Origin of the sequence: Nocardia sp. GTS18 (assembly GCF_013839555.1) — a bacterium.
Taxonomy (GTDB): domain Bacteria; phylum Actinomycetota; class Actinomycetes; order Mycobacteriales; family Mycobacteriaceae; genus Nocardia; species Nocardia rosealba.
In genome coordinates this window covers 1-26,552 of record NZ_JACBIU010000011.1, presented here as the reverse complement: position 1 = coordinate 26,552, position 26,552 = coordinate 1, and the positions used below count along the sequence as shown (strand labels likewise).

Genomic DNA, 26,552 nt, shown 5'->3' with positions numbered 1-26,552 from the left:
CCTCCCGGTGCCGGAACATCCGAGAGTACTGCTGTCGCTGCGAGTTTCGTTCGGAAACTCGCGGGACGCAGTGGTTCATCGCTGTGTCGCGCAAGATCGTTTACAGCCGAGGTCGGTGTACCCGATTTCAGCGCGGTTTCACCAACGGAAACGGCAGCGTCTCGCGGATGCCGCGTCCGGTGATGAACATGACCACCCGGTCGACCCCGATGCCGAGACCGCCGGTCGGTGGCATGGCGTGCTCGAGCGCCTGCAGGAAGTCCTCATCGAGCTCCATCGCCTCGGGGTCGCCACCGGCGGCGAGCATGGACTGTTCGGTGAGGCGGCGCCGCTGTTCGACGGGGTCGGTGAGCTCGCTGTAGGCGGTGCCGAGTTCGACTCCCCAGGCCACCAGATCCCAGCGTTCGGTCACGCCCGCGGTACTGCGGTGGGACCGGGTCAGGGGTGAGACCGAGGTGGGAAAGTCCAGGTAGAAGGTCGGTTCCGTGGTTTCGGACTCGACCAGATGCTCATACATCTCCAGCACGACCTGGCCTGCGTCCCATCCGCGCTGATAGGTGATGCCGGCGCCGTCGCACAATTCGCGCAGGCGGGGGAGGTCGGTCGCCGCGGTCACCTCGGTGCCCAGCGCCTCGGACAGCGCGCCGTGCACCGTGCGTACCCGCCATTCGCCGGAGATGTCGACCTCGGTGCCGTCGGGGCGCAGCACCACCTCGGCGCCGTTGGCCGCGACCGCCGCGTCCTGGATCAGCCGGCGGCACAGCTGCATCATCCGCAGATAGTCGCTGTGCGCCTCGTACGCCTCGAGCATGGTGAATTCCGGATTGTGGCTGTAGTCCACCCCTTCGTTGCGGAAGGTCCGCCCGATCTCGAATACCTTCTCGATACCACCGACGCACAGCCGTTTGAGGTACAGCTCGGGGGCGATGCGCAGGTAGAGGTCCAGGTCGTAGGCGTTGATGTGGGTGCGGAACGGGGTGGCGTTGGCGCCGCCGTGTACCTGCTGCAGGATCGGCGTCTCCACCTCGAGGAAACCCCAGTCGTGCAGTGACTCGCGCAGCGAGTGCAGGACGGCGCTGCGTTTGGCGAGCAGTTCGCGGCTGTCGGCGTTGATCGCCATGTCGACGTAGCGGCGCCGGACCTTGGCCTCCGGATCGGTGAGGCCACGCCATTTGTCGGGGAGCGGGTGCAGGCACTTGCCGTTCATCCGCCAGTCCTGGGCAAGCAGCGACAGTTCGCCGCGTCGGCTCGTGCCGATCCGGCCGCTCGCCTCGATGAGATCACCGAGGTCGAAGTCGGTGCTGAATTCGCCCGCGCGGGCGCCGACCCGTTCGCGGTCGATGAGCAGCTGGATATCACCGGTCCAGTCGCGGACCACCGCGAAGATCACCCCGCCGTAGTCGCGGATGCGGGTGATCCGACCGGCTACCCGCACGGTTGTCCCGTGCGGGCAGCGGCGTGCGTCGGCGATGGTGTGGGTGGGCGGATAGGCGGCGGGGTAGGGATCGACGCCGCTCGCCGTGAGGCGGTCGAGGGTGGTCATCCGCACGCGGACCTGTTCGGGGCGGCGGGGGCCGGACTCCTCGTCGGCGTCGATGTCGGGGGCGCTGCCGTCGGTGTGCAGGCCGGTGACCGTCGCCGGAACGGCGGGCGTGGTCCCGGTGTGGACGGCGGGGTCGGGTTGTGGGCCGAGGCGCGGCAGGAACCCCTCGGCCAGGCCGCTCGCCATCGCCACCCGAGGCAGCTGCCTGCGGTCTTCGTACAGGAAGAACCGTGGCACCCAGCGCGGGTGGTACTTCACGTTCGAGCGGTACAGCGCCTCGAGCTGCCACCAGCGCGAGAAGAACAGCAGCACACCGCGCCACGCCCGCAGCACCGGTCCGGCACCGATGCGTCCGCCCTCGGCGAAGACCGAGCGGAACACCGCGAAGTTCAGCGAGATCCTGGTGATGCCGTACTGATCGGCGTTGAGGGCGAGTTGGGAGATCATCAGCTCCATCACGCCGTTGGGGCTCGCGGGATCGCGGCGCATCAGTTCCAGCGACACCCCCGTGCGTCCCCACGGCACGAACGAGAGCATCGCGTGCACCCGTTCGTCGTGGTCGATCGCCTCGACCAGCAGGCAGTCACCGTCGAGTGGGTCGCCGAGGCGGCCGAGCGCCATCGAGAAGCCGCGTTCGGTCTCGGTGTCGCGCCAGGCGTCGGCGTGCGCGATCACCTCGGCGAATTCGGCAGGCGATATCTCACCGGCCCGGCGGACCCTGATTCCGAAGCCGTTCTTGCGCAATCTGTTCGCGGCTTGGCGCACCGGCTTCATGGCGGGACCGGCCAGCGAAAAGGTGCGGGTGTCGAGCACGGCTTCGTCGCCGAGGCGCAGCGCCGACAGGCCCGCCTGCTGATACACCAGCGCGCCCTGCTCGCTCGCGCCCATCACCGCCGGTGCCCAGCCGAATCGGTCGGCCTGCTCGAGCCAGGCCCGGACAGCTTGCGGCCAGCCCTGTTTCGGTCCGATCGGATCACCGGCCGCCAGGCAGACGCCGAGCTCCACGCGATAGGTGATGGCCGCCTTGCCGTTCGGGGCGAAGACGACCGCGCGGTCGCGGCGGGTGGCGAAATAGCCGAGCGAGTCGTCCACATCGCCGCTCGCGAGCAGGCCGCGCAGAGCGGACTCGTCGAGCGCGGTCATGGCGTTGCCTGCCCGTTGCGACCGCAGCAGCACGATCACCGCGGCGATCAGCGCGAGGGCGCCGAGCAGGCCGAGCACGAAATCCACCCAGCCCGGCGGGTGCCCGTCGAAGTGTTCGTTGTCGACCAGGACGGCCGCGGTCACCCGCGACACCGCCCACAGCGGTCGCTGCGCACCTCGCGGCAGCGAACCGGGGAACAGCTCGACCAGACCCCAACCGAGCAGGCACCCGAACGCACAGCCGCCGACCAGCACCGCGAGCGCCTTACGCACCGCGCCCGGCCGCACCCGGGTGTAGAACTCCGCGCGGGCGGCGATCAGGATCGCCAGCACCACACCGTGCACGACGAACGCCACCAGCGGGTCCAGCTCCCGCGTGCTCGTGTAGTCGACGATGTTGGTGATCGAGTACAGCGTCAGATAGATGACGAGCAACCACCACGCCACCCGTTTGCGGCTCGCCGCCGCACCGGCCAGCAACCCGACGACCAGCGCCCACACCAGACTCGTGTCGGGCGCGTCGAAATAGTGGGTGTCCACATAATCGCGCGGCACCTCCGTGAGCTGCCGCAACCCCGGTGACAGGCTCCAGAGCGCGCACAGCACCGCGAACACACCGAGCACCAGCCCGGTGATGTGCGGTACCTCGGAGAACCTGCCGTGCGCGCGATGGGGAACCCGGTCGAGGGAGCTGCTGGGGTGTTGCTCGGCCCGCGTGGAAGTCACCGATCCAGTGTGCGTGCCAGCGGGTGCGAACCGCAGGGGGTCGCCGACGGCGTGTTCGTCACCGTGGGGCCCGGTGGGCGACCGGATTTCCCGACGGGGTAAGTATTAGCGCATGTCGGAACCAGTGGACGTGCCGATCGATGACGAGGTCATCCGGCTCGGGCAATTCCTCAAACTGGCCAACCTGATCGATTCCGGTTCGGAGGCCAAGTCGGTGATCGCCCAGGGTCTGGTCCGGGTCAACGACGAGGTGGAACTGCGCCGTGGCAGGCAACTGCAGGTCGGCGACATCGTCGTGCTGGCCGGTCACAAGGTGCGGGTCGGCGAGGCCTGACCCGCACCCTGTGCGAGTTCTCAGTCCTCGGCGCGGACGACTACGCCGTCGTGGTCGCTGTAGAGCATCTCGCCGGGGACGAAGGTGATGCCGCCGAACTCCACCGGCACATCGCGTTCGCCGCTGCCGGTCTGGGTGCTCTTGCGCGGGTTGGTGCCGAGCGCCTTCACCCCGATGTCGAGGGTGCGCAGGATGGCCGAGTCGCGCACGGCGCCGTTGACGACGACGCCCGCCCAGCCGTTGTCCACGCCGCGGCCCGCGATGATGTCGCCGACCAGCGCGGTGTGCACGCTCGCCCCGCCGTCCACGACCAGCACTTTGCCCTCGCCCGGTTCGCCGAGGGTCTGCTTCACCAGCAGATTGTCCTGGAAGCAACGGATCGTGGTGATCCGCCCGGCGAACGCTTGACGGCCACCGAACTGGATGAACTGGGTATCGCAGCTGCGGATCTCGGGGCCGATCTCATCGGCCAGATCGGCGGTTGCCACTACATTCGCTGATTCGGTCATGACGCCGATTGTGTCAGGTGGTCGGGCGGTGGGCCTTCTCGATCTCGCTGATGAGCGCCTCGGTGGTGTGTTTCACGGCGATCTTGATGAACGGCTCGATGGTCCGGCCGAGCATCTTGCCCGCGATACCGCCGGGCACGAAGTACTGGATGTGCGCGTCGATGGTGCTGGTGTCGGCGCCCTTGGACGTGAAGACGAACGTCGAGAGGATCTCGAAGCCCTTGATCGACTTGGTGCCGATCACCGAGCCCTCCTCCCAGCGCACCACTTCGATGCGGGAGGTGAGCGAGGCGGGGCCGAGCTTCATCTTCCCGTCGAACTTCGCGCCGACACCCTCGGTCTGGTCGGTGACCGGGGTGAAGGACTCGATGCCGTACCAGAATTTCGGCAGGTTGCGATAGTCGTTGACAAAGGCGAATGCCGTCTCGGCGGGCGCTGCGCAGTCTTCGACAATCCTCACGTCGCTCATACCGGCAACTGTAATGCGTTTGTATGGCGTCTAAGCGGTCACGGCCAGTGTGGCGGCCAAGCCGAGCGCCACCGCCATGAGCGTCACCTCGATCGCCGCGTTGCGGACCGACATGTCGGCGGTGACGCGATGCTCGGCGGCCCGGCCCACCCAGGTGCGCCGCCACCACCAGCCGAGCCCGGCGAGAATGGCGAGCACGACCACCTTGGCCAGCATGATCCGTCCGTAGCCGGTGGTCACCAGGGCAGGTATCGAGCCGATGCGGACGAGGCCGTCGATCAGCCCGGTCACCGCGATCACCGCGACCAGCGGAGCGGCGGCGGTCGAGTAGCGGGGTAGCGCGCTCGCCCAGCCGCCGCGCGTGCGTACGACGAGTGCCAGCGCGAGCAGCAGCCCGAACCACGCCGCTGCGGCCAGGGCGTGGACCGCGACGAGCACCGACCCGAGCACCTGCTGCGACATGTGCCCGGTGATGGGTCGCAGGGCGAGCGCGACCGCCGCGAACACCAGGACCAGGTCGGCCGAGGCGTCGTCGGGCCTGCGGAACGCCCACGCGGCGTAGCAGGCGACGGCGGCGGTGCAGAACAGGATGGCGATCCCGATCTGCCCGCCGCTGAGCCTGCCGAGGAACGTGCCGAATTCACCCGCGGCGAGTTCGTGCACCGGCACGCCCACGATGCCCGCCGCCTCGCACACCAGCACGGCGAACTCGGCGCCGAGCCAGATCGTGGCCAGCACCGCGACCGGCCGCCACGCCACCACGAGCCGGTGGTCGAGGCGGGGCAGCGCAGCCAGCCCGAGCACCGTCGCGCCCGCGCCGTCGGCGATCACCCGGGCCCACGCCGCCGCCGGAAAACCGCCGGTCCGGCGCAGTATCCAGGCGAGCGCCACCCCGGCGAGGGCGGCGACGACGACCGGAACCAGCACTCGCCACCGGCCTCCGGTCGTCATCGGCGGCTACTTCTTGCGGCCGGTGCCGAGCAGCGCCACCGCGAGACCGACGCCGAACAGCACGACACCACCGGCGACGAACACCCACACGGGCACGCCACCGGACTCCTCGCCGTCGGAGCCCTCGTCCTCGCCCGGCTTGGCGCCCGGTGTCCCGGTCCCTTCCTTGGTGAGGGTGAACGTCCTCGTCCCGCTGACGGGATGACCGTCGGCGGAGGTCACCCGGAACGCCATGGTGTATTCGCCGACCGGCCCGAGTTCACCTACTTCCACACTCACCGTGCGGCCCTCGACCACCGGCTTGCCCTTGGACCACAGCCGCCCGTCCGGACCGACCACCGTCAGCGAGGGAAACGTCTGCTGCAGTTCCTCGTTGAAGGTGATGCTCGCGCGCGCCGGTCCCGCCTCGATCGACGAACCGTCCTCGGGAACGCTGCTCACGGCACCGGAGTGCGCGTTCGCGATGCCGGTCGCACCGAAGATCAGGGCGAACAGGCCGGCGACCAGGGTGACAGCGAACCGCCTCGCCAGGCGACGCCGCGCCGACCGATTGATCTCGGCCACGATCTCGTTCGGCACGACGGCCTGGGGCGTGGACTGTCGCGACCGCCCGGACACCGCAGGAGTCTGACAGCGTTCCATCACGACTTCCTCGACCGCGCGACGAGCCCGAGACCGAGCGCGGCGGCGAACAGGCCGAGTGCCAGGCCGATTCCACCGGTCCAGCGAGCCACCGAGTCGGACTCCGCTTCGGCGGGCTCGTCGGTGGCGACGTGGTGGTCACCGCCGTCGGAACCACCCGATTCGCTGAGTGCCAGTGTGGGCGCCGGGTATTCGGGCTCGGCACCGCCCGTGCTCGGCTGATCCCAGGCGACGACCTTGCCGTCGCTGTAGGTCTGCCGTGCGGGGAAGGTCACCTCGTCCTGGGTGGGCAGCGGTCCGAGCGAGAGCACGAAACGCTGGAACTGACCCGGTCCGACACCGGGGTTGCCCGGCTCGGCGGTCCACGCGACGGCCACCGCCTCGCCCTTGTCGTTGCGTTCGATGCGCGAGGACCAGCCCGGCATCGGTTCGGTGCGAACGCTTTTCAGGTTCGGCACGGTGACGCTCACCGAGGTGGTCGAGGCGGTGTCGGATTCGTTGGGCACCTTGAAGGTGGCAACGGTGTACTTGCCCTTGGCGGCGCCGGGCGCGTCGACGGTGACGTGCGCCGCGGCCGAACCGCAGGCGGCGAGCACGAGAGCAGCCGCGAGACCGGCCGTCGCCGTCCCACGGGTGATGAAGTTGTGCATGGAATGCCTTCTGTCCGAAGAGTTCTGATGTCGAGTGAGATCAGGCGGACAGCGGCGGTGCGCGCGGACATCGCACACCTTCCAGGCGGGTGCCGAGGGCGATGTCGACGGTTTCCGTCCAGCGCGCGGCACGATGGGTGACGTCGAGTCGCGGAACGGTGAGTACCGCCCGGATCACGCCCGACGCAACGAGATACAGCCGTTCGGCGACGAGAATCAGTGCGGCACAGACGAACGCGGCCAGCAGGTGCGCCACGACCATCGGCGCACTCGGCAGGTGCAGCACGTCGAGAACGCCGGCGTGATGATCGAGCGTCCCGGTCAGCGCGTAGTGCCCGGCCCATTGACCGCCGACGAGTGCTCCCGCTGCCCGCACCCACCCGGCATCGGCACGACGCGCGAAGGTGGGAAGAGCCCGGGCGGGCGGGCGACGCCCGGCGAACGCGCCCGTCGCGAGTGAAACCAGCAGCAACAGCGCGATTTCCGCCGACCGCGGCACCCCACCACCGGCCATACCGTGCGCGGCGACGGCGAGCGCGCCGACGAGTACGCCGCAGCCACCACCGCGCAGGCGGGAGGTGAGCTGCGGCGTCGTCACAGGTTCAGCGGACGCCGAGGCGGGCCAGCGCGTCGTTCTCCAGCACCGACAGTTCGGTGGAGATGGAGGTGTGCACGGCCTTGCGGCGCGCGGCGGGCATCTGCTCGGCGGTGCGCACGGCGACGGTGAGGTCGGTCAGCCGCGAACGGGCTGCCTCGACGAACTTCTTGGTCTCGCCGTCGGGGGAGTCGGCCGCGATCTTGTCCAGCGCGTTCTCGGTGTTGGTGATGCGGGCCTGCAGACGAGCGCCGTGGCCGCTGAACTCGCCGAGCTGGTCCAGGCCGATGCCCAGCTGCTGTGCCTTGCGCGCGTCGAGCTGCCCGCGCACCAGGGTGGCGCCACGGTAGGCCAGCGGCGCGAGCACGGGGATCAGCACCCGGGCCACCCCGATGTACTTGCGGATCTGGGCCGCGCTGAACAGTTCCCGATCGGCCTTGGCGGCCAGCTTCTGTGCCGCCTTCTCCTCGGCCTGCAGCGCGGCGATCTGCGCCTTGGCCACCTTGGCCTCGGTGCGGGTCTGCGCCTTCAGCGCGCGGCGGGTGGTCCGCTCGCCCGCCTTGGCCGCCTTGCGCTCGTTCTTGGCGCTGAGTTTCGCCTCGACGGCGGCTTTGTGCTTGAGCGCCTTCGCCTCCGCGCGACGACTTGGCCGCCGCTTACGCTTGCTGAACAACCCCATGAGATCAGGCCCTCCGTCATGCTCGCCAAGTCACGAGGCAGCGCCGTCCGGACCGGCCTGCCGTACTTCGTAGCGTAGTGGGATCAGGGTAGCGATTGGGCAATGTGTCGGGGGTAAGGACCATACTGCTGGTGTGCGTGCAGCCGAGGAGAACTTCGACAGCGGGCCGGTGACGATCCCGGCCCCGGCTTCCGCTGCGCTCGAAACCGAGCCCACAACGGCCACTTCGGCCGGTCGCGACGGCTCCCCGGCGGCCTTCCTCGACGCGCGCTCGCTCATCGGCTGCCGCCACCGGCTGCGCCTGGACGCCGCCAACCCCGGCATGCTCGCCGAGGTCAGGGAAGACCCGGGCGTGCAGCAGCGGCGCGAAGCCGCCACCGCGTACCGCACCAAGGTCCGCGACGAACTGGTCGGCGCCGCTCCCGACGACTGGGTCGTGATCGATCCGGCGCTGCGTGCCGGTGCGCGCGCCGCCGCGACGATGGCCGCGATGCGGGCGGGCGCGTCGCGGATCTGGGGTGGCCTGCTGCCCCAGGAACCCGACACCGGCCGCCGTGGTGGCGCCGAGTTCCTGCTGCGTGATGCCGATCGCGGCGGATACATCCCGATCATCGTCGTCAACCACAAGGTCACCGACCCGCGCCGCCCCGACCCGGCCGATTTCCACCCGCTCACCTCGGACCTGTTCCGCTGGGAGCCGCGCCGCGACAAGCATGTGAAGCTGCGTCCCCAGCCGCGCGACCAGCAGCGCCTGGCCCACCTGTATCGGATGTTGCAGCGCCACGGTCTGGCCAGTCCCGCGCTGGTCGGCGGCGCCATCGGTCTCGCGTTCGACCGCATCCTCGTGCACGACCTCACCGGTGTGCTCGCCGACTACGACCTGCGCTACGCCGACCGCATCGCGGTGGTGCGCGGCGAACTGCCCACCCAGCCGTCGAAGGTGCCCGAGTGCAGGCAGTGCCCCTGGTGGGTGCGCGGGCCGGAGTCCGATCAGCCGGGGTGCGAGGGCACGCTGGCGGCGATGCGGGACGTGAGTCTGGTCGCGCCCGGCTCGCGGGCCGAGGTGCTGCGTGTGCACGGCGTACAGACCATCGACGAACTGGCCGCCTGGATCGGCGAGGAACCCGAGGACTGGCAGCACGGCCCGTTCACCGAGACCGTCGTCACCGCGCGCGCCTGGATCGCCGGCGCACCGCTGGTCCGGCGCTTCGACACCGTCAGCGTGCGCCGCGCCGACGTGGAGATCGACGTCGATCTGGAGAGCTACCAGGAAGACGGCGCCTACCTCTGGGGCACCCTGCTCGACGACGTGTACCGCCCGTTCGTCACCTGGGACCCGCTGCCCACCGAAGACGAGGGCCGTTCCTTCGGCGAGTTCTGGACCTGGCTGATGGCACAGCGCGCGCAGGCTCATGCGGCGGGCAAAACCTTTGCCGCCTACTGCTATTCGCGTACCGCCGAGGACAAGTGGCTCTACGAGTCGGCGCGCCGGTTCGCGGGCAGGCCGGGCATCCCCACCCACGAGGAGGTGCGCGCCTTCGTCGACTCACCCGAGTGGGTCGACATGTTCCAGGCCGTCACCGACCAGTTCATCTGCCCGAACGGCAAGGGACTCAAGAAGATCGCGCCCGTCGCCGGTTTCGGCTGGCGCGATCCCGAAGCCGGTGGTGAGGCGTCGATGGGCTGGTACCGCCGCGCGGTCGGTTACGACGCCGACAGCGACATGTCGCAGCGCACGCGCCTGCTCGAGTACAACGAAGACGATGTCCGCGCCACCCAGGTCCTGCGCGAATGGATGACCACTAAGGCTGTAGTTGAGGTTCCCTCGCTCAAGGACTTCGCCCGGTAATACCATTGTCGGCGTGACAGAAGCAGTCGAAACACTCGAGTTCCAGGCCGAGACCCACCAGCTCCTCGAGCTGATGATCCACTCGGTGTACTCCAACAAAGACACGTTCCTGCGGGAGCTGATCTCGAACGCTTCCGACGCACTGGACAAGCTCAAGCTGGCCACGTTCCAGGACAAGGACCTCGTCGCCGACACCACCGATCTGCACATCGAGCTGGATGTCGACTCCGACGAGCGGGTCCTGACCGTGCGCGACAACGGCATCGGCATGTCCCGTGCCGAGGTGATCGATCTGATCGGCACCCTCGCCAAGTCCGGCACCGCCGAGCTGCGCCGCAAACTCACCGAAGCCAAGTCCGACGCCGCGGCCGAGGAGCTGATCGGCCAGTTCGGTATCGGCTTCTACTCCACCTTCATGGTCGCCGACAAGGTCACCCTCACCACCCGCAAGGCGGGCGAGACCGAGGGCACCCGCTGGGAAGCCGCGGCAGGCAGCTCCACCTACACGATCGACGCCGTCACCGACGCACCGCAGGGCACCTCGGTGACGCTGGCGCTGAAGAAGCCCGACGAGGACGATCACCTATTCGATTACACGCAGGAATGGAAGCTGCGCGAGATCGTCCGCAAGTACTCCGACTTCATCGCCTGGCCGATCCGTATGCAGGTCGAGCGGACCGTGATGGAGGGCGAGGGCGAGGACAAGGTCGAGAAGACCGTCGTCGAGGACCAGACGCTGAACTCGCAGAAGGCGCTGTGGACGCGTCCGCGCAGCGAGGTCACCGACGAGGAGTACAAGGAGTTCTACCACCACGTCAGCCACGCCTGGGACGACCCGCTCGAGATCATCCCGATGAAGGCGGAGGGCACCTTCGAGTACCAGGCGCTGCTGTTCCTGCCCTCGACCGCGCCGTTCGACCTGTTCACCCGTGAGCACAAGCGCGGCGTGCAGCTGTACGTGCGCCGGGTGTTCATCATGGACAACTGCGAAGAGCTGATGCCGGAGTACCTGCGCTTCGTCAAGGGTGTGGTCGACGCGCAGGATCTGTCGCTTAACGTGTCGCGCGAGATCCTGCAGCAGGACCGCCAGATCCAGATGATCCGCAAGCGCCTGGTGAAGAAGGTGCTCTCGACGGTCAAGGATCTGCAGTCGGCCGAGGACCAGACCAAGTACCAGACCTTCTGGACCCAGTTCGGCCGGGTTCTCAAGGAGGGCTTGCTGTCCGACACCGACAACCGCGAAACCCTGCTCACCGTTTCGTCTTTCGCCTCCACGGCCTCCGAGTCCGAGCTCACCACGCTCGCGCAGTACGTGGAGCGGATGAAGGACGGCCAGGACGCGATCTACTACATGACCGGCGAAAGCCGTGCGCAGGTGGAGAATTCGCCGCACCTGGAGGCCTTCAAGGCCAAGGGGCTCGAGGTGCTCGTGCTCACCGACCCGGTCGACGAGATGTGGGTCGGCTCGGTGCCGGAGTTCGACGGCAAGAAGTTCCAGTCCATCGCCAAGGGCGAGGTCGACCTGGAGACCGAGGAGGAGAAGAAGGAGACCGAGGCCCTGCGCGAACAGCAGGACAAGGACTTCGCCGACCTGCTCGCCTGGCTCGGCAAGACCCTGTCCGAGGTCGCCAAGGAGGTGCGCCTCACCAACCGGCTCACCACCTCACCGGCCTGCCTGGTCGGCGACGTCTTCGACTTCACCCCGATGCTCGAGCGCATGTACCGCGCCTCGGGCCAGGCGCTGCCGGAGTCCAAGCGCATCCTCGAGCTCAACCCCACCCACCCGCTGGTCACCGGCCTGCGCGACGCCTACGACGCGCGCAAGTCCGACGCCGACGAGGGCAAGGTCCCCGAGCTCACCGAGACCGCCGAATTGCTGTACGGCACGGCCGTTCTCGCCGAGGGCGGCGAACTGAAGGATCCGGCCCGCTTCGCCCACCTGCTCACCGAGCGCCTGACTCGCACGGTGTGACACGACGCCGCCTCGGCGGGACCGTTGTGCTGCGGCACAACGGGTCTCGCGGGGGTCGGTTCGGTGGCGGCTCGCGGTCGAGGTCACGGTTCGGCTGTGCCGGTCGGCCGCGCGGCGGTGTTGTGACGGTTACCAGTCTCGGGGATGCCGCCCTGTGTCCTGTGGCAATGCCGCACGAGCCGGGTTCGGGAGCGGGGCGCTGCTCCTAGGCTCGCGACAATGGTGGACGTGAACACCCATTACGACGTGCTGATCGTCGGATCGGGTTTCGGCGGCAGCGTCACGGCGCTGCGGCTGGTGGAAAAGGGATACCGGGTCGGCGTGCTCGAGGCGGGCCGCCGGTTCGCCGACGCCGATTTCGCCGCGACCAACTGGGACCTGCGCCGCTACCTGTGGGCGCCACGACTCGGCTGCTACGGCATTCAGCGCGTGCATCGCCTGCGCGACTGTTTCATCCTGGCCGGAGCCGGTGTCGGCGGCGGGTCGCTCAACTACGCCAACACGCTGTACAAGCCGGGGAAGGCATTCTTCGCTGACAAGCAGTGGGCGGGCATCACCGACTGGGAAGCCGAACTGTCCCCGCACTACGAGCAGGCCACCCGCATGCTCGGGGTGGTCCGAAACCCGCTGCACACCCCGGCCGACACGGTCATCAAGGCGGTGGCCGAGGAGATGGGCGTCGGGCACACCTTCGTGCCGACTCCCGTCGCGGTGTACTTCGGCGAGCCGGGCCGTACCGACGCCGACCCGTACTTCGGCGGTGTCGGCCCTGCCCGCACCGGCTGCGTGAAGTGCGGTGAATGCATGACAGGCTGTCGGCACGGCGCCAAGAACACGCTGGTCAAGAACTATCTCGGGCTGGCCGAGCAGGCCGGGGCGACCGTACTGCCGATGACCACCGTGACGGCCCTGCGTCCGCAAACCGACGGCACCTGGCTCGTCGACACCGAGCGCACCGGCAGCTGGATCCGCAAGCAGCGCACCACGTTCTCCGCCGACCGGGTGGTGCTCGCCGCGGGCACCTGGGGCACCCAGCGACTGCTGTTCCGCATGCGCGACCGCGCCGTCCTGCCCGCGCTGTCGCCGCGCCTCGGTGTGCTCACCCGCACCAACTCCGAGGCCATCCTCGGCGCGGGCCGAACCACCGTGAATCCCGACATCGAGGTCACCACGGGGGTGGCGATCACCTCCTCGTTCCACCCGACGCCCGACACCCACGTGGAACCGGTGCGCTACGGCCGGGGTTCCAACGCGATGGGCCTGCTGAACACCTACCTCGTCGACGGCGACCAGCGCACACCGCGCTGGCTGCGGGTGCTCGGCATCGCGGGCCGTCATCCGATCCGCACCGTGCGCCTGCTGCGCACTACTCGCTGGAGCGAGCGGACCCTGATCCTGCTGGTGATGCAGAGCCTGGACAACTCCATCACCACCTACACCAAGCGTGGGCTGTTCGGCCGCCGCTACACCAGCAAGCAGGGGTACGGCCACCCCAATCCGTCCTGGATTCCGGCCGGGCACGAGGTGACGCGAAGGGTCGCCGAGAAATTCGGCGCCACCGCGGGCACCACCTGGCCCGATGTCTTCGGTGTTCCGGTGACCGCGCATTTCATCGGCGGCTGCGCCATCGGCGCCGATCCGGCCACCGGCGTGATCGACCCCTACCACCGGGTGCACGGTTATCCGGGACTGAGCATCGTCGACGGCTCGGCCATTTCGGCGAACCTGGGAGTCAACCCGTCGCTGACCATCGCCGCGCAGGCGGAACGGGCGGCGGCGCTGTGGCCGAACCGAGGTGAGGCCGATCCGCGGCCGCCGACGGGGGAGCCGTACCGCCGGATCGCGCCGGTCCCCCCGCGTGCTCCCGTTGTGCCCGCCGGAGCCCCTGCGGCCCTGCGGTTGCCCATCGAACCGGTGGACCGGTCTGCCGTCGGCGCGTGAACCGGATCGAACACCGTGCCGAATAAGCGATTTCGGTCCACCATGGACATATGGGTGGGCACGAGATTCGGCGAGCACGTCCCGAGGACTACGACGAACTGATCGGGGTGGTCGACGACTGGTGGGGGCGGGCCGTGACGCACAACCTGCCGCGCATGTTCCTCGACCACTTCCACCGCACCAGCCTGATCGCCACCGACGACGCCGGAATCTCCGGATTCCTCATCGGTTTCGGCTCGCCCGCCGACGCCGACGCCGCCTACATCCACTTCGTCGCCGTGCGTCCCGACGCCCGCAAATCCGGCCTCGGCCGCACCCTCTACGACGAGTTCTTCACGATCGTGCGTGCCGAGGGCCGAAAGCTGGTGTCGGCCATCACCTCACCGTCGAACTACACCTCGATCGACTTCCACCGCAGCCTCGGCTTCACGGTGACCGGACCGGTCGCGAACTACAACGGTCCGGGCCGGGCCCTCATCACCTTCGAGCGGGTCCTGTAGAAACGCCGAACGGCGCCTCCGAAAACGAAGGCGCCGTTCGGTATTCGAACTGCTTACCTGGGCGCCATGCGCAGGGCGCCGTCCATGCGGATCGTCTCGCCGTTGAGGTAGTCGTGGCGGGCGATGTACTCCACCAGCTGGGCGTACTCGTCGGGGCGGCCCAGCCGCGACGGGAACGGGACGCCCGCCTCGAGGTTCTTGCGGTAGTCCTCGGTGACGCCGGCGAGCATCGGGGTATCGATGATGCCGGGGGCGATGGTGTTCACCCGGATACCGAACTGGGCCAGGTCACGCGCGGCGGGCACGGTCATACCGTGCACGCCACCCTTGGACGCCGAGTACGCGATCTGACCGATCTGACCCTCGAACGCCGCCACCGACGCGGTGTTCACGACCACGCCGCGCTGGCCGTACTCGTCCACCGGCTCGGTCTTGGCGATGGCGTCGGCCGCCAGCCGCATCACATTGAAGGTGCCGAGCAGGTTCACGGTGATGACGGTGCGGAACAGCTCGAGATCGTGCGGGCCGTTCTTGGACAGGATGCGACCCGCCCAGCCGACACCGGCACAGTTCACCACGATGCGCAGCGGCGCCGGGCCCTCGGCCACCTGGGCGACCGCAGCGGCGACCTCGTCGTTGCTCGTCACGTCGGCGGCGATCAGGGTGACACCGTCGGGCACGTTGCCGCCCGCGCGCTCGATGGACTGCGGGATGTCGAGACCGAACACGGTGGCACCCGCCTCGGCCAGGCGCTTGGCGGTGGCGGCACCGAGACCGGACGCGCCTCCGGTGACGATTGCGGCGGAACCAGAAATCTCCACAAATTCTCCTGTGTTTATTGGCGGCTGGCGCCGCGGGTCTCGGCGCTAAGCGCCGCCTCTTCCCTCCCTGCGGGCACTCCTTCGTCGCACCCTTCGGTCAGTCCAGAGGCGGCGACGCGCCGAGACCGGTCGTGGTTTTGCGGCCTTATCGGCCTTCTGCCAATAATGCACCATAGCGTTGCGGGGTGTGGTGTGGCGCACCCCTACTTCGGTGTAGGCGAAATCGTCGCGAACAGCGGTGTTTGCCGGTGGTAGCGTGCCGTCATGAGATCGTTCGCCGGTCCGAGCGTGGCCGGGCGCAGGGTCCTGATCACGGGTGCCGCGCGCGGGATCGGTGCTGCGCTGGCGCGGCGGCTGGCGGCGAAGGGGGCGCGGGTCGCGCTGCTCGGGATCGAGCCGGAACTGCTCGCCGAGGTGGCCGCGGAATGCGGTGACGTGCCGTGGCGCTACTGCGATGTGGCCGACCCGGCCCAGGTGGGGCGGGTGATTCCGGTGCTGGTCGCCGAACTCGGTGGGCTGGATGTGCTGGTGGCCAACGCGGGGATCGCCAAGCAGATGGCGATGGTCGGTGGTGACGCCTCGGTGCTCGAGGAGACGCTTGCGGTGAACGTGCTCGGTGTCGCGTACGCGGTGCAGGCGGCGGGACCGTATATCGCGCACGCGGATGGGTACGTCCTGATGATGTCGTCCATCTCGAGTGCCGTGCAGCTGCCGCTCGGCGGCGCCTACAGTGCGTCGGCGGCTGCGGTGGCCGCGCTCGCGGAAACGCTGCGCTTCGAATTGTCCTCCACGGGAGCCAAAGTGGGCGTCACCTACTTCGCGGGGATCGACACCGACATGACCGTGCGCGGCTTCGACACCGCCGCCGCGCACACCATCCTCGGCGGCACGAGCCTGGCGGGGATCTCGCCGATCGGCCCGGCCGTCGACGCCATGGAACGGGCTGTGGCCCGCCGCAAGGCCACGGTGTACGCGCCGTGGTGGGTCGCGATGGCCCGGCCGCTTCGCCCCTTCGCCCAGCTGGTCGTGCAACGGCTGCACGGCAACAGAGTGGCGCGCGCCGTCGAGATCGCCCGCGACGAGGACGCACCGTTCACCACCGACCAACCGGCCCGGCCGCGCAGAATGGAACGGCAATGAGTGAGGAACCCGGATCGACCCTGCGTCAGCTGCCACGCGGGCGCCACCGACTCTCGCGTGCGGAAGTGGTCGCGTCCCAGCGCGAACGCATCCTCGTCGCGATGGGGGAGGCGATGTGCGAGAGCGGCTATGTCGGCACGCCGGTGGCGGCGGTGCTCAAACGCGCCGGGGTGTCCCGCGAGACGTTCTACGAGCAGTTCCGTTCCAAGGAGGACTGTTTCCGCGCCGCCTTCGACCGCGCCTCCCAACTGCTCTCGGATCGGTTGCAGGACACCATCGCCGAACTCGCCGACGCCGACGCACCGACCCGGATGGATCGCATCCTCACCGCCTACTTCCAGCACCTGATCGACGATCCCGCCTCGGCACGGCTGTTCCTCGTCGAGGTGTACGCGGCGGGACAGGCAGCGATCGCGGCCCGGATGGACCTGCAGCACCGGTTCGTCACCGTGGTGGCGGCGATGCTCGGCGCCGAAACCGACGAGCAGCGCTTCGCCTGCGCCACGCTGGCGGCGGCGATCGGCGCGATGGTCACCGGCAAGATCGCCGGCGGCGACCTCGACAGCCTGTGGGAGCTGAAGGATCAGCTCATCGCGTTGGCGCAGCGCTCGGGCACGGTTTACGGCAACGCCTTCGCCGGCTGATCCACCGGCTCGCGCTCACGCCGGGAGAACCGCCAGGCCAGTACCCCGGCGCCGGTGAGGGCGGGGGCGAGCAGGGCGAGCGCGATGGCGGCGATGCCGTCGACGCCGGGGACGAAGGCGTCGAGCAGGGTTTTCCCGGCGAAGAACAGGAACAGCAGACCCGAGGCGATGGCTATCCCGCGCTCGGGCAGGTGCTTGCCCGCGAACTTGCCGACCAGAATCGCCAGCCCACCCGCGGCGACCATGCCCGCCACCGAGCCGATCCACACCGCGAGCCAGCTGTTGTTCGAGGCGAGCGCGGCCGCGGCGAACATGGTCCGGTCGCCGAGTTCGGCGAGCATGAAGGCGGAGATCACCACGAGGAAGGCATTGCTGGTGCTCGGTGGTTCGGGGGCGGTCTCGGTGTCGTCGGCCGAGCCGAGCGCGTCGCGCAGGGTCCACACGCCGACCGCGAGCAGGGTGAGCGCGGTCACCACCGCGATGGCACCAGCGGGCAGCGCCGTGCCGAGAAAGTGGCCGACACCGGCGGCGATGAGGTTCACGGCGACACTGGCGACACTGATACCGGCCAGGACGACCCACCAGCGGTAGCGCAGCGAGAAGGTCAGCGCCATCAGCTGCGATTTGTCGCCAAGCTCGGCCAGGAAGATCACGCCGAAGCTCAGCAGGATCGTGGCGATCAATGAATTCAGCTCCCAGGTAACAACTTCCGGCCTGCGGCTGAGACGGGGTGCCTTCAGCCACACCGGTCGAATGATCGGTTTCGTGGCCGAAGGTCTCGCCCACCGGTGACTACCGGTTCGCGCAGCCGGACCGCCCCGGTGGTGGCGGCGATCAGTATGTCGACTGGGCGATTGCGGGCTACTCCCCTTCGCTGTCGTCCACCATAGCGCGGTTGCTCCCGGAATGCCAACATCGCATCACCGAAAGGGCAACGGACACAATAAGTTTGGCTGAGCGGCCTGGATAGTTCGGTTCCCCTGAATTCCGGATCGGGAAACCCTGTTGCCAGTGGTTCGCCAGGCCTGTGCCGTGAAAGTTTCAGGCAGCCAACAGCATTGCGAGCACGGCGGTATCCGGGTCGCTGATGAGATCCATGCCGACCCGGCTCACCAGGGAGGTGACGGTGCCGTCGAGTTCGGCCTCGGCCCAGGCGGCGCGGTGTTCCAAACCCAGATGCGGCACACCGGGCAGCAGCACGCACCCGGACGCGGCTCCCACGCACTCGGGTAGCGACGGTCGGGTCTGCGACGGCGGATGCAGCATCAGCAGGGCGGGCGGCACATGCTCGGCGAAACGCCCCGGCTCGATCGCCTGGTCGCCCACCACCGGGCCCTCGGCGAGGACGAGACCGACGGTGTCGGGTTCCGGATCATCGGGCAACTCCTCACGTACCCCGAACACGGTGCTGGTGAGCAGCAGGCCCGGCAGCGACGCCACCCGCACGGCGAGCACGAGTACCTGCGCCCACTCCTTGGTGGTATCCGGCCACCGCCCCGACACCACGAACCCCCGCAGACGACCATCCGCCTGAAACGGCGTGAACCCGATCGGCCCCTGAACAGTCATGACGACCTCCCGACTTACGAGATAAGTCAGGAATAGCCCCGAACCCTATTGGCACACAAGTACCAATGAGTGCCAGGAACTGGTCATTCCACGCAAAAGGCCCCCCGGGCGAACGCCGGGAGGCCCTTCACGGAAAGTACTACTCACCCAAAGATGAGGCCCTTGCCCTGGTTGACGGCGCGGGCGAAGCGGTCCTGCACGTCGGCCCAGTTGACGACGTTCCAGAACGCGGTCACGTAGTCGGCCTTGACGTTCTTGTACTGCAGGTAGAAGGCGTGCTCCCACATGTCGACCTGCAGCAGCGGGATGATGCCGAGCGGCACGTTCGCCTGCTGGTCGTACAGCTGGAAGGTCAGCAGCTTCTGGCCGAGGGTGTCGTAACCCAGGACGGCCCAGCCCGAACCCTGCAGGCCGTTGGCGGCCGCGGTGAACTGCGCGCGGAACTTGTCGAACGAACCGAACTGGTCGTCGATGGCCGCGGCCAGGTCGCCTTCCGGCTTGTCACCACCGTTGGGGGAGAGGTTCTTCCACCAGATCGAGTGGTTGGCGTGACCACCCAGGTGGAAGGCCAGGTTCTTCTCGTGCAGGAAGATGGCGCTGTGATCGCCCGCTTCGCGCGCGGCTTCCAGCTTCTCCAGCGCGGTGTTCGCGCCGGCGACGTAGGCGGCATGGTGCTTGGAGTGGTGGATCTCGTTGATCTGCCCCGAGATGTGGGGCTCCAGTGCGCTGTAGTCGTAATCCAGATCCGGCAGCGTGTACTCGGCCACGTTGTCCCTTTCCTGTGTCGGGCTGTGTGCGCCCATCCGATCGAGCACACCAACCATCATTCGTACACCCGATTCGTGCAACCGACGACGCGCGGGCTGTATTTCTGATGGCCCAGCCGATTACAGCGGGGGCGCGACATCCGCCTTCGATGCGCGGGTGTCGCCCGAGTCGTGGGCGGCCCACCAGCGGCGACCGCCCTCGACGAACTCGGCCATCGGGATCTCGCGGCCGTCCAGGTCGGTAATTGTGATCTTGTCGAACCATACTCGGACGTCGAGTTCGCGCGGATCGATGCCCTCCTCCTGGGAGAATTCGATGACATGCGCGGCGATGCGCTGGTCGAGCACCGTGTCGAAGCTGAGCAGCTCGCTCCACAGCGTCCAGCCGCTGTCGTCGACGTCGATGAACTCCCAGCCGTGCAGGCCGCCGCCGCCGAAGCTCTCGATGGCCTCGTCGAGCTGGTCGAGGGTGAGGGGAAGAACGCGGGCGTCGATGTCGTCCCAGCGCTGGATGCGCAGCGACGCGGCGACGCGGGTGACACCGGTGAAGGTGAGCAGCACTTTGCGCTCACCGGGTTCGGCGCCGTCGGCGGGCTGGGTGAGCACCGCCAGGCACAGCTGCAGCTTGCCCGCGTCGGCGTCCACCTCCACGCCGAGACAGGTCGATTCGGACAAAGCGGTATTCAGGCCGTTGCGGTCGAAACTGTCGAGTAGCCCCCTGCTCTGGTTCATGCGCTCAGGCTACCGATCCGCCCGCCCAGATCCCACGAAATGGGATTTTCACTAGTGATGTCGTTTTTATGGAACCGAAACGGCCCGGCGTGCGTCCAAGTAGATGTCGGGATCAGTGCGGACGCGAAATCCCGACGTCAGCGGCGAACGACCGCTCCGGGATGTCAGGAGGGGAGTCCCGGATCGGTCGTTCCCATGCCGCGCGAACCAGCCCGAACCCCGCTCGGCGGGCGGACACGCCCGATCGTGTGCTGATCGATTGCTGAGACCTGTGGATCGAGCTGTGGATTCTGTGGATAACCGTGATCGGTCCACAGACCACGCACACGGCGCCCGGCACCGCTTCGGGCATGGCAGGATCGAGGCGTGACGAGCTCCGATGTCCCCACGGTGCCGGTGGGCGAGGTACCGGCCGGGTTCGACCGCGCGGAACCGGTCCCCGGCGCCCAGCTGCTCGACGTGCGCGAACCCGACGAATGGGAGCTCGGGCACGCACCGGGCGCCATCCATATCCCGATGGTCGACGTCCCCGCCCGCCTCGACGACATCGATATCGACGCCGAGGTCTACGTGGTGTGCAGGCAGGGCGGGCGCTCGATCGAGGTGGTCAAGTACCTGACCCACATCGGGTACGAGGCCTGTCATGTGTCCGGAGGCATGGTCGCCTGGCAACAGACCGGCCGTCCGGTGGTCGCCGACGGCGACCACGAAGCCAAGATCTACTAGTCCGGAACGGGGTGCGCGGGTGAGTTCGGTGGTGCAACCATGTGCACGCTGTGGCGCGCGGTGGGCCGTGCAGGGCGCGCCGATGCACTGGTGCCCGCGCTGTCGTGGCGTGCTGCTGTCCCCGGGCAGGGTCGACGCGCCGCCGGAGAAACGCAACTACCGCTGGGTCGCCCGCAGGCCCGATCATCGCGACCGCCGCGTCAGCTCCCGCACCGTCCGCGCCGACCCCGGCCCGACTCCCCGCTACACCGAGGTACCGCGCTGGGGTCTGCTCGACCCGCCGCCCGCCCAGCCGCGCACACTGCGCAGGCCGTTGCGCGGCATCGCCGACCGACGTGACCGGCTGCTCGTCATGACCGCGGCGGCGTTCGTGCTCGCCGGCCTCGCCGAATACGGCCGCTACCTGATCCTGCTGCAGAACCGCACCCGCCTGATCCCGAGCTGGCTGCTCTGGATCTCCGACGCCACCGTGTGGCTGTTCGGGACGCTCGCGCCGATCCTCGCGCTGCTCACGGCGCTGTCGCTGGTCTCGTGGCTCATCGAGGCCCGCCGTGCCGCCTACGCGGCGCACGGCAGCCGCGACCCGCGCCGATCGTGGACACTGATCGCCGGTTGCGTGATCCCGGGTGTCAACCTCGTCTGGCCCGGCGTCTTCCTCACCGAACTCGCCGCGGCGCATCCCGATCCACGCGCACTGCGCGCGGTGCGGATCTGGTGGGCGGCCTGGGTGAGCAGCGGGGTGCTGTTCATCGCCGCGACGCTGTGGCGCAATGCCTCTACCCTGCAAGCCGAGGCCGACGGCGTCTCGTTCACCGGGTTCACCGACCTGTGCGCGGCCGGGTTCGCGGTGCTCACGCTGTGGACGGTTCGCCTGCTCGAGGGACGTGACCTGCGTGGGAATCCCCGTTCGGCGCACCGCCTGCTGATCGCCGCAGACCCGGCGCAGGAGGTCATCGCCCCGGTGGAACCGGGCGGTACGAGTACGGCCGAGGAGACAGAGCGTTCGGAATCCGCCGAGCCGGGCGAGAATCCGCACAAGGAGGTTGTGGCCAAGTGAGTCAGGGCAATCGCGCGCCGTTCGTCGTCGCGCACCGCGGTGCGTCGGGGGAGCTTCCCGAGCACACTCTCGCCGCCTACGAACTCGCCCTGACCGAGGGCGCCGACGGGGTGGAATGCGATGTCCGGCTCACCCGCGACGGCCACCTCGTATGCGTGCACGACCGCACCGTCGACCGCACCGCCGACGCGACGGGCCTGGTCAGCGAGCTGACCCTGGACGAGCTGCGCGACATGAACTTCGGCACCGAGGACGCACCGGCGGGCGTGCTCGCCCTGAGCGACCTCATCGGCCTCGTCCTCGACTGGCGCAGTCGCCCGACCAAACTCTTCATCGAGACCAAACACCCCGTGCGCTACGGCGCCCTGGTGGAGAACAAGGTGCTCGCCGAACTCCAGCGCTTCGGCATCGCCACCCCCGCCTCGGCGGATCATTCGCGCGCGGTCGTGATGTCGTTCGCCGCCACCGCCGTCTGGCGCATCCGGCGCGCGGCACCGCTGCTGCCGACGGTGCTGCTCGGCGAGTCCTCGCGCTTCCTCGGCGGCGGCGCGGCGACGACAGTCGGCGCGACGGCGGTCGGTCCGTCGGTGAAAACCCTTCGTGAGCACCCGGAACTCGTCGACAAGGCCGCCGCGGCGGGCCGGGCCACCTACTGCTGGACGGTCGACGATCCCGAGGATGTGCAGCTGTGTGCCGACCTCGGCGTGAGCTGGGTGGCGACCAACCACCCCGGCCGCACCAAAGCGCTGCTCGCCACGCTGTGACATCGGCGGCCGGGGCCGCGGTTCTCGGCGCTTGACTCCGCCTCTTCCCTCCCTCCGGGCACTCCTTCGTCGCACCCTCCGGTCAGTCCAGAGTCGGAGGCGCGCCGAGAACGGGGGCGCGGGGCTGCGACGTGATCGGCGGCCATAAACTCCGTGCCGTGGGTAAAAGCAAGCGGAACAGTCCTAAGCCCGACAGTAATCGGGCTCAGCGTCTCGCCGAGCGGCGTGCGGCGCAGGAGCAGGCATCGGCGGTCGTGACGCGACCGTTCGAAGGTCTTGCTGCCGAATGTGATCTGGTGGCGCTGCGGGAGTTCGTGCCGTCGGCGACCGCGACCTTGAAGCTGGCGCCCGGCGTGGCCGCGCAGCGCGAGGTCACTCTGGCGACGGTGCTGCCCGGCGCGGTCGCCGCGCTGGTGCGCGCCGGTGACGAGCCCGTCGGCTTCGTCGGCACGCAGATGCAGTTCCGGGGCGCCGACCCGTCGGCCGATATCGCCGCCGCGATCCTGTGGACGCAGTCGGCCGAACCGGGCGAGTCGCTCACGGCCCCGGAGGCTGTCGAGGGCGGTCCGCGCCTGGCGGACGTCATCGATCCCGGTGCCGACCTGGAGCTCACCGTGCACCAGGACTTCGATTGGTGGGTGCCCGAGGGCGTGACCCCCGATCCGCAGGTCGCCGCGACCATCGAGCAGGCCAAGCAGGCGATCATGCCCTCGGCCCGCCTGGATCTCGGTGCCGACGGTGTCGGCGCGGCGTGGTGGGTCGACGCGGGCGAGAAGGCGCACGTGCGCTGGGTGCGTCCGGAAGACGAGGACGCCCTGATGCTCGCGCTGGCGCGGGTGCACGCGGGTGGCGGCCTGCACATGGGCGAGGGTTCGCGGTTCGCCGGTTCCTTCCGCACCCACGGTGTGCTCGTTCCGGTGTTCGATCTCGATCCGGAGCGTCACCCCACCGAATGGGAGGCGCCCGCACGGGAATTCGGTGCGCGCCTGGCCGAGGCGCTGGCCTCGGACGCCCCGATGACGAGCGAGGAGCGGCGGTCGCGCGACGGTCTGCGTTCGCGTCAGGTCACCCTGCGCTGAACATTTCCGTGCGGATGAAATTAATGAAACATTCCACTTTCACACTGTTCGGTCGGTTAGGTTGACCCCAACGCCGACGCTCGGCGTCAGTGAAAGTCGGAGGACATCATGGAATTTCTCGGCTCTGTTGCCGGTCTCGCACAGATGGTGATCGGCACCATCCTCGCCAACACCGGCTCGGGCGGTTCCGGCTCCGGCTGGTGACACACGAAACGGCTTCGGCTCGCTGCCCGCGAGCCGAAGCCGTTCGCTGTTGGTCCTACAGGCTGCCGCCCGCGGCGGACGGCGCCCCGGACGCATCCGACGGAGTGCTCATCTCACGCGCGATGAAGTTCTCCAGATCGAACATGTTCGACCCGGCCCGATCGGCGATATTGAGCAGCGTGTTCATCGCGGCGACTTCCTCGACCTGCTCCTTGAGGAACCACTGCATGAACTGCTCGCCGAGGTAGTCGCCCTCTTCGCGGGCGGTGCTCGCGAGCTGGATGATCTGATCGGTGACAGTCTTCTCCTGCGACAGCGCCAGCGCGATCGGCTCGCGGGGGTTGTCGAAATGCGACTTCGCCGCATCGACACCCGCGATTTCGACACTGATATCGCGGTCGAGGAAATACTGCACGATCATCATCGCGTGATTGCGTTCTTCCACGGACTGCGCGTAGAAGCGCTTGGCCAGCTGTGGCAGATCGGCATTGTCGAACCACACCGCGATGGCGATGTACTGGTGCTCGGCGTTGAACTCATGCCGGATCTGGTCTTGGAGCAGGCTGTGGAATTTGCTGCGCGGGGTTTCCGGATTGCTCGACATGTCGGCAACATTAGCGCTGGTCAGAGGGCTTGTCATCCAAGTGCAGCCTTATTGAGGACAGTATTCCCTAACCAAGTATTTCCTAACTAGATGTGCCCCTCGCCCGCCATTTTCGGCATCCTTGTGGTTGTTTTCGCAGCTCCGGCGAGTTCGCGGCGGACGAATTCTTCCACATCGAACAAATTCCCGTCGCGGTCGAGCACCTCGAGCAGTGTGGTGAGCGCCGACATCTCGTCGACCTGCTCCTTCAGGAACCACTGGGTGAATTGTTCGCCCAGATAATCGTTCGCCGCGCGGGCGGTGGCCGCGAGCGTACTGATCTGGGTGGTGATGGTCTCCTCGCGGGCGAGCAGGAAGGCGATCGCGTCGCGCGGGGAATCGAAATCGGGGCGCACCTCGTCGAGCCCGCCGACGCGCACGGCGACATCGCGGTCGAGCAGGTACTGCACCATGCGCAGCGCGTGCGCGCGATGTCGCGAGGAATGTGAGTAGGTCTGTCCGGCGAGCTGGGGGAGTCGCTGCGCGTCGAAATAGACGGCGGCGGCCAGGTACTGCTGGGCCGCGGTGAGTCCGTGGCGGATCTGGTCACGCAGGAGTTCGGTGAAGTCGGCCATGAGTCGACGTTACCGGGTGAGCAGATCCTCCGGGATCTGCTGATCCTTGGCGAGCGCGTCGAAGAAGCCGGGTGCCTTGGCCTTGTCCCAGAGCAGCACATTGCCCACATCGGTATCGGTGAAGCCGCCGATCGGCACGCTGGTCGTCACCGTGTCACCGCGCATCGCCCAGCCGAGCGCACCGAGGTTCCAGATGTGGTCGCCGTCGTCGACCTTCAGCGAGCCTGCCACACCCGTCGCCATCGGCCACAGCGCGAACGGATTGGCGAGCGTGCCCATGCTCGTCGCCTTCTTCAGCAGCGCCGACATGAACATGCGCTGATGATTCATCCGGTCCACATCGGCGTTCGGTGTCGCCCGGGTACGCACGAAGCCAAGTGCCTGCGGGCCGCTGAGCTCCTGACAGCCCGCCGGCAGGTCGAGACCGGCCAGCGGGTCGACGATCGGCTGGTCCAAGCACATTTCGATACCGCCGAGCGCGTCGACGACACTGGCGAAACCACCGAAACCGATCTGGGCGTAATGGTCGATGCGCACGCCGGTGGCCACCTCGACGGTCTGTACGAGCAGCGGTGCGCCGCCGAGCGCGAAGGAGGCGTTGAGCTTGTCCTTGCCGTGGCCGGGGATGCTCACATACGAGTCGCGCGGCAGGCTGACCATGGTCGTCGGGCCCGACGACGGGATGTGCACCAGCATGATCGTGTCGGTGCGTTCTGGACCGGTGTCACCGCCGGTGGCCAGTTCGGCTTCCTGGTCCTCGGACAGGTCACCGCGCCCGTCGGAACCGACGAGCAGCCAGTTCGTGCCGGGGGTGTCGCCCACCCGGTCGCTGTAGGAGGCGAGGGCGGGGATGCGGGTCAGCGAGTTGTCCAGGTAGATGACACCGGCGATCATGCCCGCGATCAGCGCGACGACCACCACCGTGAACCAGCGGAACGGGTGACGCTTGCGACGGGGACGCGGTGGACGTGGTGCGCGGCCCCCGCCTACGGGCGGTGGGGTGCGTCTGCGTGGCGGCACCGCATCGTGATGGGGGACCGGTCGTTGCGTCGGGGCGTGCTGCACCGGTTCGCGTCGGCGCGGTTTCTGTTCGCGCGGAGCCGGGGGCGCCTGTGCGGGCTGAGACGCCTGTGAGTACGCGAGCGGTTGGTTGTCGCGGCCGTCGCGGTGCAGGACCTGGGTGGGTTCGATGTGCGAGGCGGGGCGGCGGTCGTGCGGGGTGTGGCGGACGGTCGGGCCTGCTTCTTATACACATCCTTACACACATCTCCGAGCCCACGAGACGTAGACGAATACCGAATGCCGATTCTGCTATCAAAGCAGACCGA

At 68.4% G+C, this 26,552-nt stretch carries 27 protein-coding genes; 11 read left to right on the top strand and 16 right to left on the bottom strand.

What is annotated here, in order from left to right:
- Nucleotides 1–127 precede the first annotated feature (127 nt).
- Entirely contained in the window at nt 128–3,412 is a 3,285-nt protein-coding gene (gene lysX / locus HYG95_RS12680; protein WP_181698171.1) for a bifunctional lysylphosphatidylglycerol synthetase/lysine--tRNA ligase LysX, read from the bottom strand.
- 112 nt (nt 3,413–3,524) lie between these two features.
- On the opposite strand from lysX, the gene HYG95_RS12675 reads away from it, so the two are divergent.
- On the top strand, nt 3,525–3,746 hold the full coding sequence (locus HYG95_RS12675; protein ID WP_181698170.1) for an RNA-binding S4 domain-containing protein: 222 nt from the start codon (nt 3,525–3,527) through the stop codon (nt 3,744–3,746).
- Between the two features lie 20 nt (nt 3,747–3,766).
- On the opposite strand, the gene rraA is transcribed toward HYG95_RS12675, so the two are convergent.
- Genes rraA through HYG95_RS12640 form a run of 7 tightly spaced genes read right to left on the bottom strand, consistent with a single transcriptional unit; the run spans nt 3,767 to nt 8,241 of the window.
- Nucleotides 3,767–4,255 carry a ribonuclease E activity regulator RraA gene (gene rraA, locus HYG95_RS12670; RefSeq protein ID WP_067495230.1) on the bottom strand — a complete coding sequence of 163 codons (489 nt, stop codon included), beginning with the start codon at nt 4,253–4,255 and terminating at the stop codon, nt 3,767–3,769.
- Nucleotides 4,256–4,268: 13 nt separating this feature from the next.
- Complete coding sequence (locus HYG95_RS12665) at nt 4,269–4,724, bottom strand: SRPBCC family protein (protein WP_181698169.1); 456 nt, start codon at nt 4,722–4,724, stop codon at nt 4,269–4,271.
- Nucleotides 4,725–4,754: 30 nt separating this feature from the next.
- Entirely contained in the window at nt 4,755–5,675 is a 921-nt protein-coding gene (locus tag HYG95_RS12660) for a CopD family protein (protein ID WP_181698168.1), read from the bottom strand.
- 6 nt (nt 5,676–5,681) lie between these two features.
- Nucleotides 5,682–6,317, bottom strand: coding sequence for a copper resistance CopC family protein (locus tag HYG95_RS12655; protein WP_181698167.1), 636 nt, complete (start codon nt 6,315–6,317; stop codon nt 5,682–5,684).
- Nucleotides 6,317–6,967, bottom strand: a complete 651-nt coding sequence (locus HYG95_RS12650) for a YcnI family protein (protein WP_067644123.1) — start codon at nt 6,965–6,967, stop codon at nt 6,317–6,319. Before HYG95_RS12650 ends, HYG95_RS12655 begins: the two co-directional genes overlap by 1 nt.
- A 40-nt stretch (nt 6,968–7,007) precedes the next feature.
- On the bottom strand, nt 7,008–7,565 hold the full coding sequence (locus HYG95_RS12645) for a hypothetical protein (RefSeq protein ID WP_181698166.1): 558 nt from the start codon (nt 7,563–7,565) through the stop codon (nt 7,008–7,010).
- Between the two features lie 4 nt (nt 7,566–7,569).
- Nucleotides 7,570–8,241 carry a DUF6474 family protein gene (locus tag HYG95_RS12640; RefSeq protein WP_067644129.1) on the bottom strand — a complete coding sequence of 224 codons (672 nt, stop codon included), beginning with the start codon at nt 8,239–8,241 and terminating at the stop codon, nt 7,570–7,572.
- A 133-nt stretch (nt 8,242–8,374) separates the two neighbouring features.
- Here HYG95_RS12640 and HYG95_RS12635 point away from each other — a divergent pair, with 133 nt between their 5' ends.
- The 4 genes from HYG95_RS12635 (at nt 8,375) to HYG95_RS12620 (ending at nt 14,503) form a co-directional block, all read left to right on the top strand.
- Entirely contained in the window at nt 8,375–10,090 is a 1,716-nt protein-coding gene (locus HYG95_RS12635; RefSeq protein ID WP_181698165.1) for a TM0106 family RecB-like putative nuclease, read from the top strand.
- 13 nt (nt 10,091–10,103) lie between these two features.
- Entirely contained in the window at nt 10,104–12,062 is a 1,959-nt protein-coding gene (gene htpG, locus HYG95_RS12630; protein ID WP_181698164.1) for a molecular chaperone HtpG, read from the top strand.
- A gap of 219 nt (nt 12,063–12,281) precedes the next feature.
- A complete protein-coding gene (locus HYG95_RS12625; protein ID WP_220139373.1) occupies nt 12,282–14,003 on the top strand; it encodes an FAD-dependent oxidoreductase in 1,722 nt (573 codons plus the stop codon).
- Between the two features lie 50 nt (nt 14,004–14,053).
- Nucleotides 14,054–14,503 carry a GNAT family N-acetyltransferase gene (locus tag HYG95_RS12620; RefSeq protein WP_181698163.1) on the top strand — a complete coding sequence of 150 codons (450 nt, stop codon included), beginning with the start codon at nt 14,054–14,056 and terminating at the stop codon, nt 14,501–14,503.
- A 53-nt stretch (nt 14,504–14,556) separates the two neighbouring features.
- Here HYG95_RS12620 and HYG95_RS12615 read toward each other — a convergent pair whose 3' ends face one another.
- The gene (locus HYG95_RS12615; protein ID WP_181698162.1) at nt 14,557–15,324 is read right to left on the bottom strand and encodes an SDR family NAD(P)-dependent oxidoreductase; all 768 of its coding nucleotides are present in this window, start codon (nt 15,322–15,324) and stop codon (nt 14,557–14,559) included.
- 264 nt (nt 15,325–15,588) lie between these two features.
- Here HYG95_RS12615 and HYG95_RS12610 point away from each other — a divergent pair, with 264 nt between their 5' ends.
- Complete coding sequence (locus HYG95_RS12610; protein WP_181698161.1) at nt 15,589–16,464, top strand: SDR family NAD(P)-dependent oxidoreductase; 876 nt, start codon at nt 15,589–15,591, stop codon at nt 16,462–16,464.
- Nucleotides 16,461–17,108: a TetR/AcrR family transcriptional regulator gene (locus HYG95_RS12605; protein WP_181698160.1), complete on the top strand. Its 648-nt coding sequence runs from the start codon at nt 16,461–16,463 to the stop codon at nt 17,106–17,108. The genes HYG95_RS12610 and HYG95_RS12605 overlap by 4 nt, the downstream gene beginning before the upstream one ends.
- On the opposite strand, the gene HYG95_RS12600 is transcribed toward HYG95_RS12605, so the two are convergent.
- From HYG95_RS12600 to HYG95_RS12585, 4 genes are all read right to left on the bottom strand, one after another.
- On the bottom strand, nt 17,084–17,791 hold the full coding sequence (locus HYG95_RS12600) for a TMEM165/GDT1 family protein (protein WP_181698159.1): 708 nt from the start codon (nt 17,789–17,791) through the stop codon (nt 17,084–17,086). The genes HYG95_RS12605 and HYG95_RS12600 overlap by 25 nt on opposite strands.
- Nucleotides 17,792–18,149: 358 nt before the next feature.
- Entirely contained in the window at nt 18,150–18,677 is a 528-nt protein-coding gene (locus tag HYG95_RS12595; RefSeq protein WP_067495270.1) for a peptidase, read from the bottom strand.
- Between the two features lie 143 nt (nt 18,678–18,820).
- Nucleotides 18,821–19,444, bottom strand: a complete 624-nt coding sequence (locus tag HYG95_RS12590; RefSeq protein WP_067495485.1) for a superoxide dismutase — start codon at nt 19,442–19,444, stop codon at nt 18,821–18,823.
- Between the two features lie 120 nt (nt 19,445–19,564).
- Complete coding sequence (locus tag HYG95_RS12585; protein ID WP_181698158.1) at nt 19,565–20,176, bottom strand: hypothetical protein; 612 nt, start codon at nt 20,174–20,176, stop codon at nt 19,565–19,567.
- Nucleotides 20,177–20,542: 366 nt separating this feature from the next.
- On the opposite strand from HYG95_RS12585, the gene HYG95_RS12580 reads away from it, so the two are divergent.
- The 4 genes from HYG95_RS12580 (at nt 20,543) to HYG95_RS12565 (ending at nt 23,802) form a co-directional block, all read left to right on the top strand.
- A complete protein-coding gene (locus tag HYG95_RS12580) occupies nt 20,543–20,902 on the top strand; it encodes a rhodanese-like domain-containing protein (protein ID WP_181698157.1) in 360 nt (119 codons plus the stop codon).
- 19 nt (nt 20,903–20,921) lie between these two features.
- Nucleotides 20,922–21,959, top strand: a complete 1,038-nt coding sequence (locus HYG95_RS24835) for a DUF4328 domain-containing protein (protein WP_370465774.1) — start codon at nt 20,922–20,924, stop codon at nt 21,957–21,959.
- Nucleotides 21,956–22,723, top strand: a complete 768-nt coding sequence (locus HYG95_RS12570) for a glycerophosphodiester phosphodiesterase (protein ID WP_067495278.1) — start codon at nt 21,956–21,958, stop codon at nt 22,721–22,723. Before HYG95_RS24835 ends, HYG95_RS12570 begins: the two co-directional genes overlap by 4 nt.
- 158 nt (nt 22,724–22,881) lie before the next feature.
- On the top strand, nt 22,882–23,802 hold the full coding sequence (locus HYG95_RS12565) for a DUF5926 family protein (RefSeq protein WP_067644351.1): 921 nt from the start codon (nt 22,882–22,884) through the stop codon (nt 23,800–23,802).
- A 259-nt stretch (nt 23,803–24,061) separates the two neighbouring features.
- Here HYG95_RS12565 and HYG95_RS12560 read toward each other — a convergent pair whose 3' ends face one another.
- From HYG95_RS12560 to HYG95_RS12550, 3 genes are all read right to left on the bottom strand, one after another.
- A complete protein-coding gene (locus tag HYG95_RS12560) occupies nt 24,062–24,610 on the bottom strand; it encodes a ferritin (protein ID WP_181698155.1) in 549 nt (182 codons plus the stop codon).
- 86 nt (nt 24,611–24,696) lie between these two features.
- On the bottom strand, nt 24,697–25,224 hold the full coding sequence (locus HYG95_RS12555; RefSeq protein WP_181698154.1) for a ferritin: 528 nt from the start codon (nt 25,222–25,224) through the stop codon (nt 24,697–24,699).
- Nucleotides 25,225–25,233: 9 nt separating this feature from the next.
- Nucleotides 25,234–26,145, bottom strand: a complete 912-nt coding sequence (locus tag HYG95_RS12550; RefSeq protein ID WP_370465773.1) for an LCP family protein — start codon at nt 26,143–26,145, stop codon at nt 25,234–25,236.
- Nucleotides 26,146–26,552 lie beyond the last annotated feature (407 nt).

What these genes read in the sequence shown, in the direction of transcription:
- HYG95_RS12675 (WP_181698170.1), top strand. Translation starts at nt 3,525, where the DNA reads ATGTCGGAACCAGTGGACGTGCCGATCGATGACGAGGTCATCCGGCTC.
- rraA (WP_067495230.1), bottom strand. Translation starts at nt 4,255, where the DNA reads ATGACCGAATCAGCGAATGTAGTGGCAACCGCCGATCTGGCCGATGAG.
- HYG95_RS12665 (WP_181698169.1), bottom strand. Translation starts at nt 4,724, where the DNA reads ATGAGCGACGTGAGGATTGTCGAAGACTGCGCAGCGCCCGCCGAGACG.
- HYG95_RS12660 (WP_181698168.1), bottom strand. Translation starts at nt 5,675, where the DNA reads ATGACGACCGGAGGCCGGTGGCGAGTGCTGGTTCCGGTCGTCGTCGCC.
- HYG95_RS12655 (WP_181698167.1), bottom strand. Translation starts at nt 6,317, where the DNA reads ATGGAACGCTGTCAGACTCCTGCGGTGTCCGGGCGGTCGCGACAGTCC.
- HYG95_RS12650 (WP_067644123.1), bottom strand. Translation starts at nt 6,967, where the DNA reads ATGCACAACTTCATCACCCGTGGGACGGCGACGGCCGGTCTCGCGGCT.
- HYG95_RS12640 (WP_067644129.1), bottom strand. Translation starts at nt 8,241, where the DNA reads ATGGGGTTGTTCAGCAAGCGTAAGCGGCGGCCAAGTCGTCGCGCGGAG.
- HYG95_RS12625 (WP_220139373.1), top strand. Translation starts at nt 12,282, where the DNA reads ATGGTGGACGTGAACACCCATTACGACGTGCTGATCGTCGGATCGGGT.
- HYG95_RS12620 (WP_181698163.1), top strand. Translation starts at nt 14,054, where the DNA reads ATGGGTGGGCACGAGATTCGGCGAGCACGTCCCGAGGACTACGACGAA.
- HYG95_RS12610 (WP_181698161.1), top strand. Translation starts at nt 15,589, where the DNA reads ATGAGATCGTTCGCCGGTCCGAGCGTGGCCGGGCGCAGGGTCCTGATC.
- HYG95_RS12605 (WP_181698160.1), top strand. Translation starts at nt 16,461, where the DNA reads ATGAGTGAGGAACCCGGATCGACCCTGCGTCAGCTGCCACGCGGGCGC.
- HYG95_RS12595 (WP_067495270.1), bottom strand. Translation starts at nt 18,677, where the DNA reads ATGACTGTTCAGGGGCCGATCGGGTTCACGCCGTTTCAGGCGGATGGT.
- HYG95_RS12585 (WP_181698158.1), bottom strand. Translation starts at nt 20,176, where the DNA reads ATGAACCAGAGCAGGGGGCTACTCGACAGTTTCGACCGCAACGGCCTG.
- HYG95_RS12560 (WP_181698155.1), bottom strand. Translation starts at nt 24,610, where the DNA reads ATGTCGAGCAATCCGGAAACCCCGCGCAGCAAATTCCACAGCCTGCTC.
- HYG95_RS12555 (WP_181698154.1), bottom strand. Translation starts at nt 25,224, where the DNA reads ATGGCCGACTTCACCGAACTCCTGCGTGACCAGATCCGCCACGGACTC.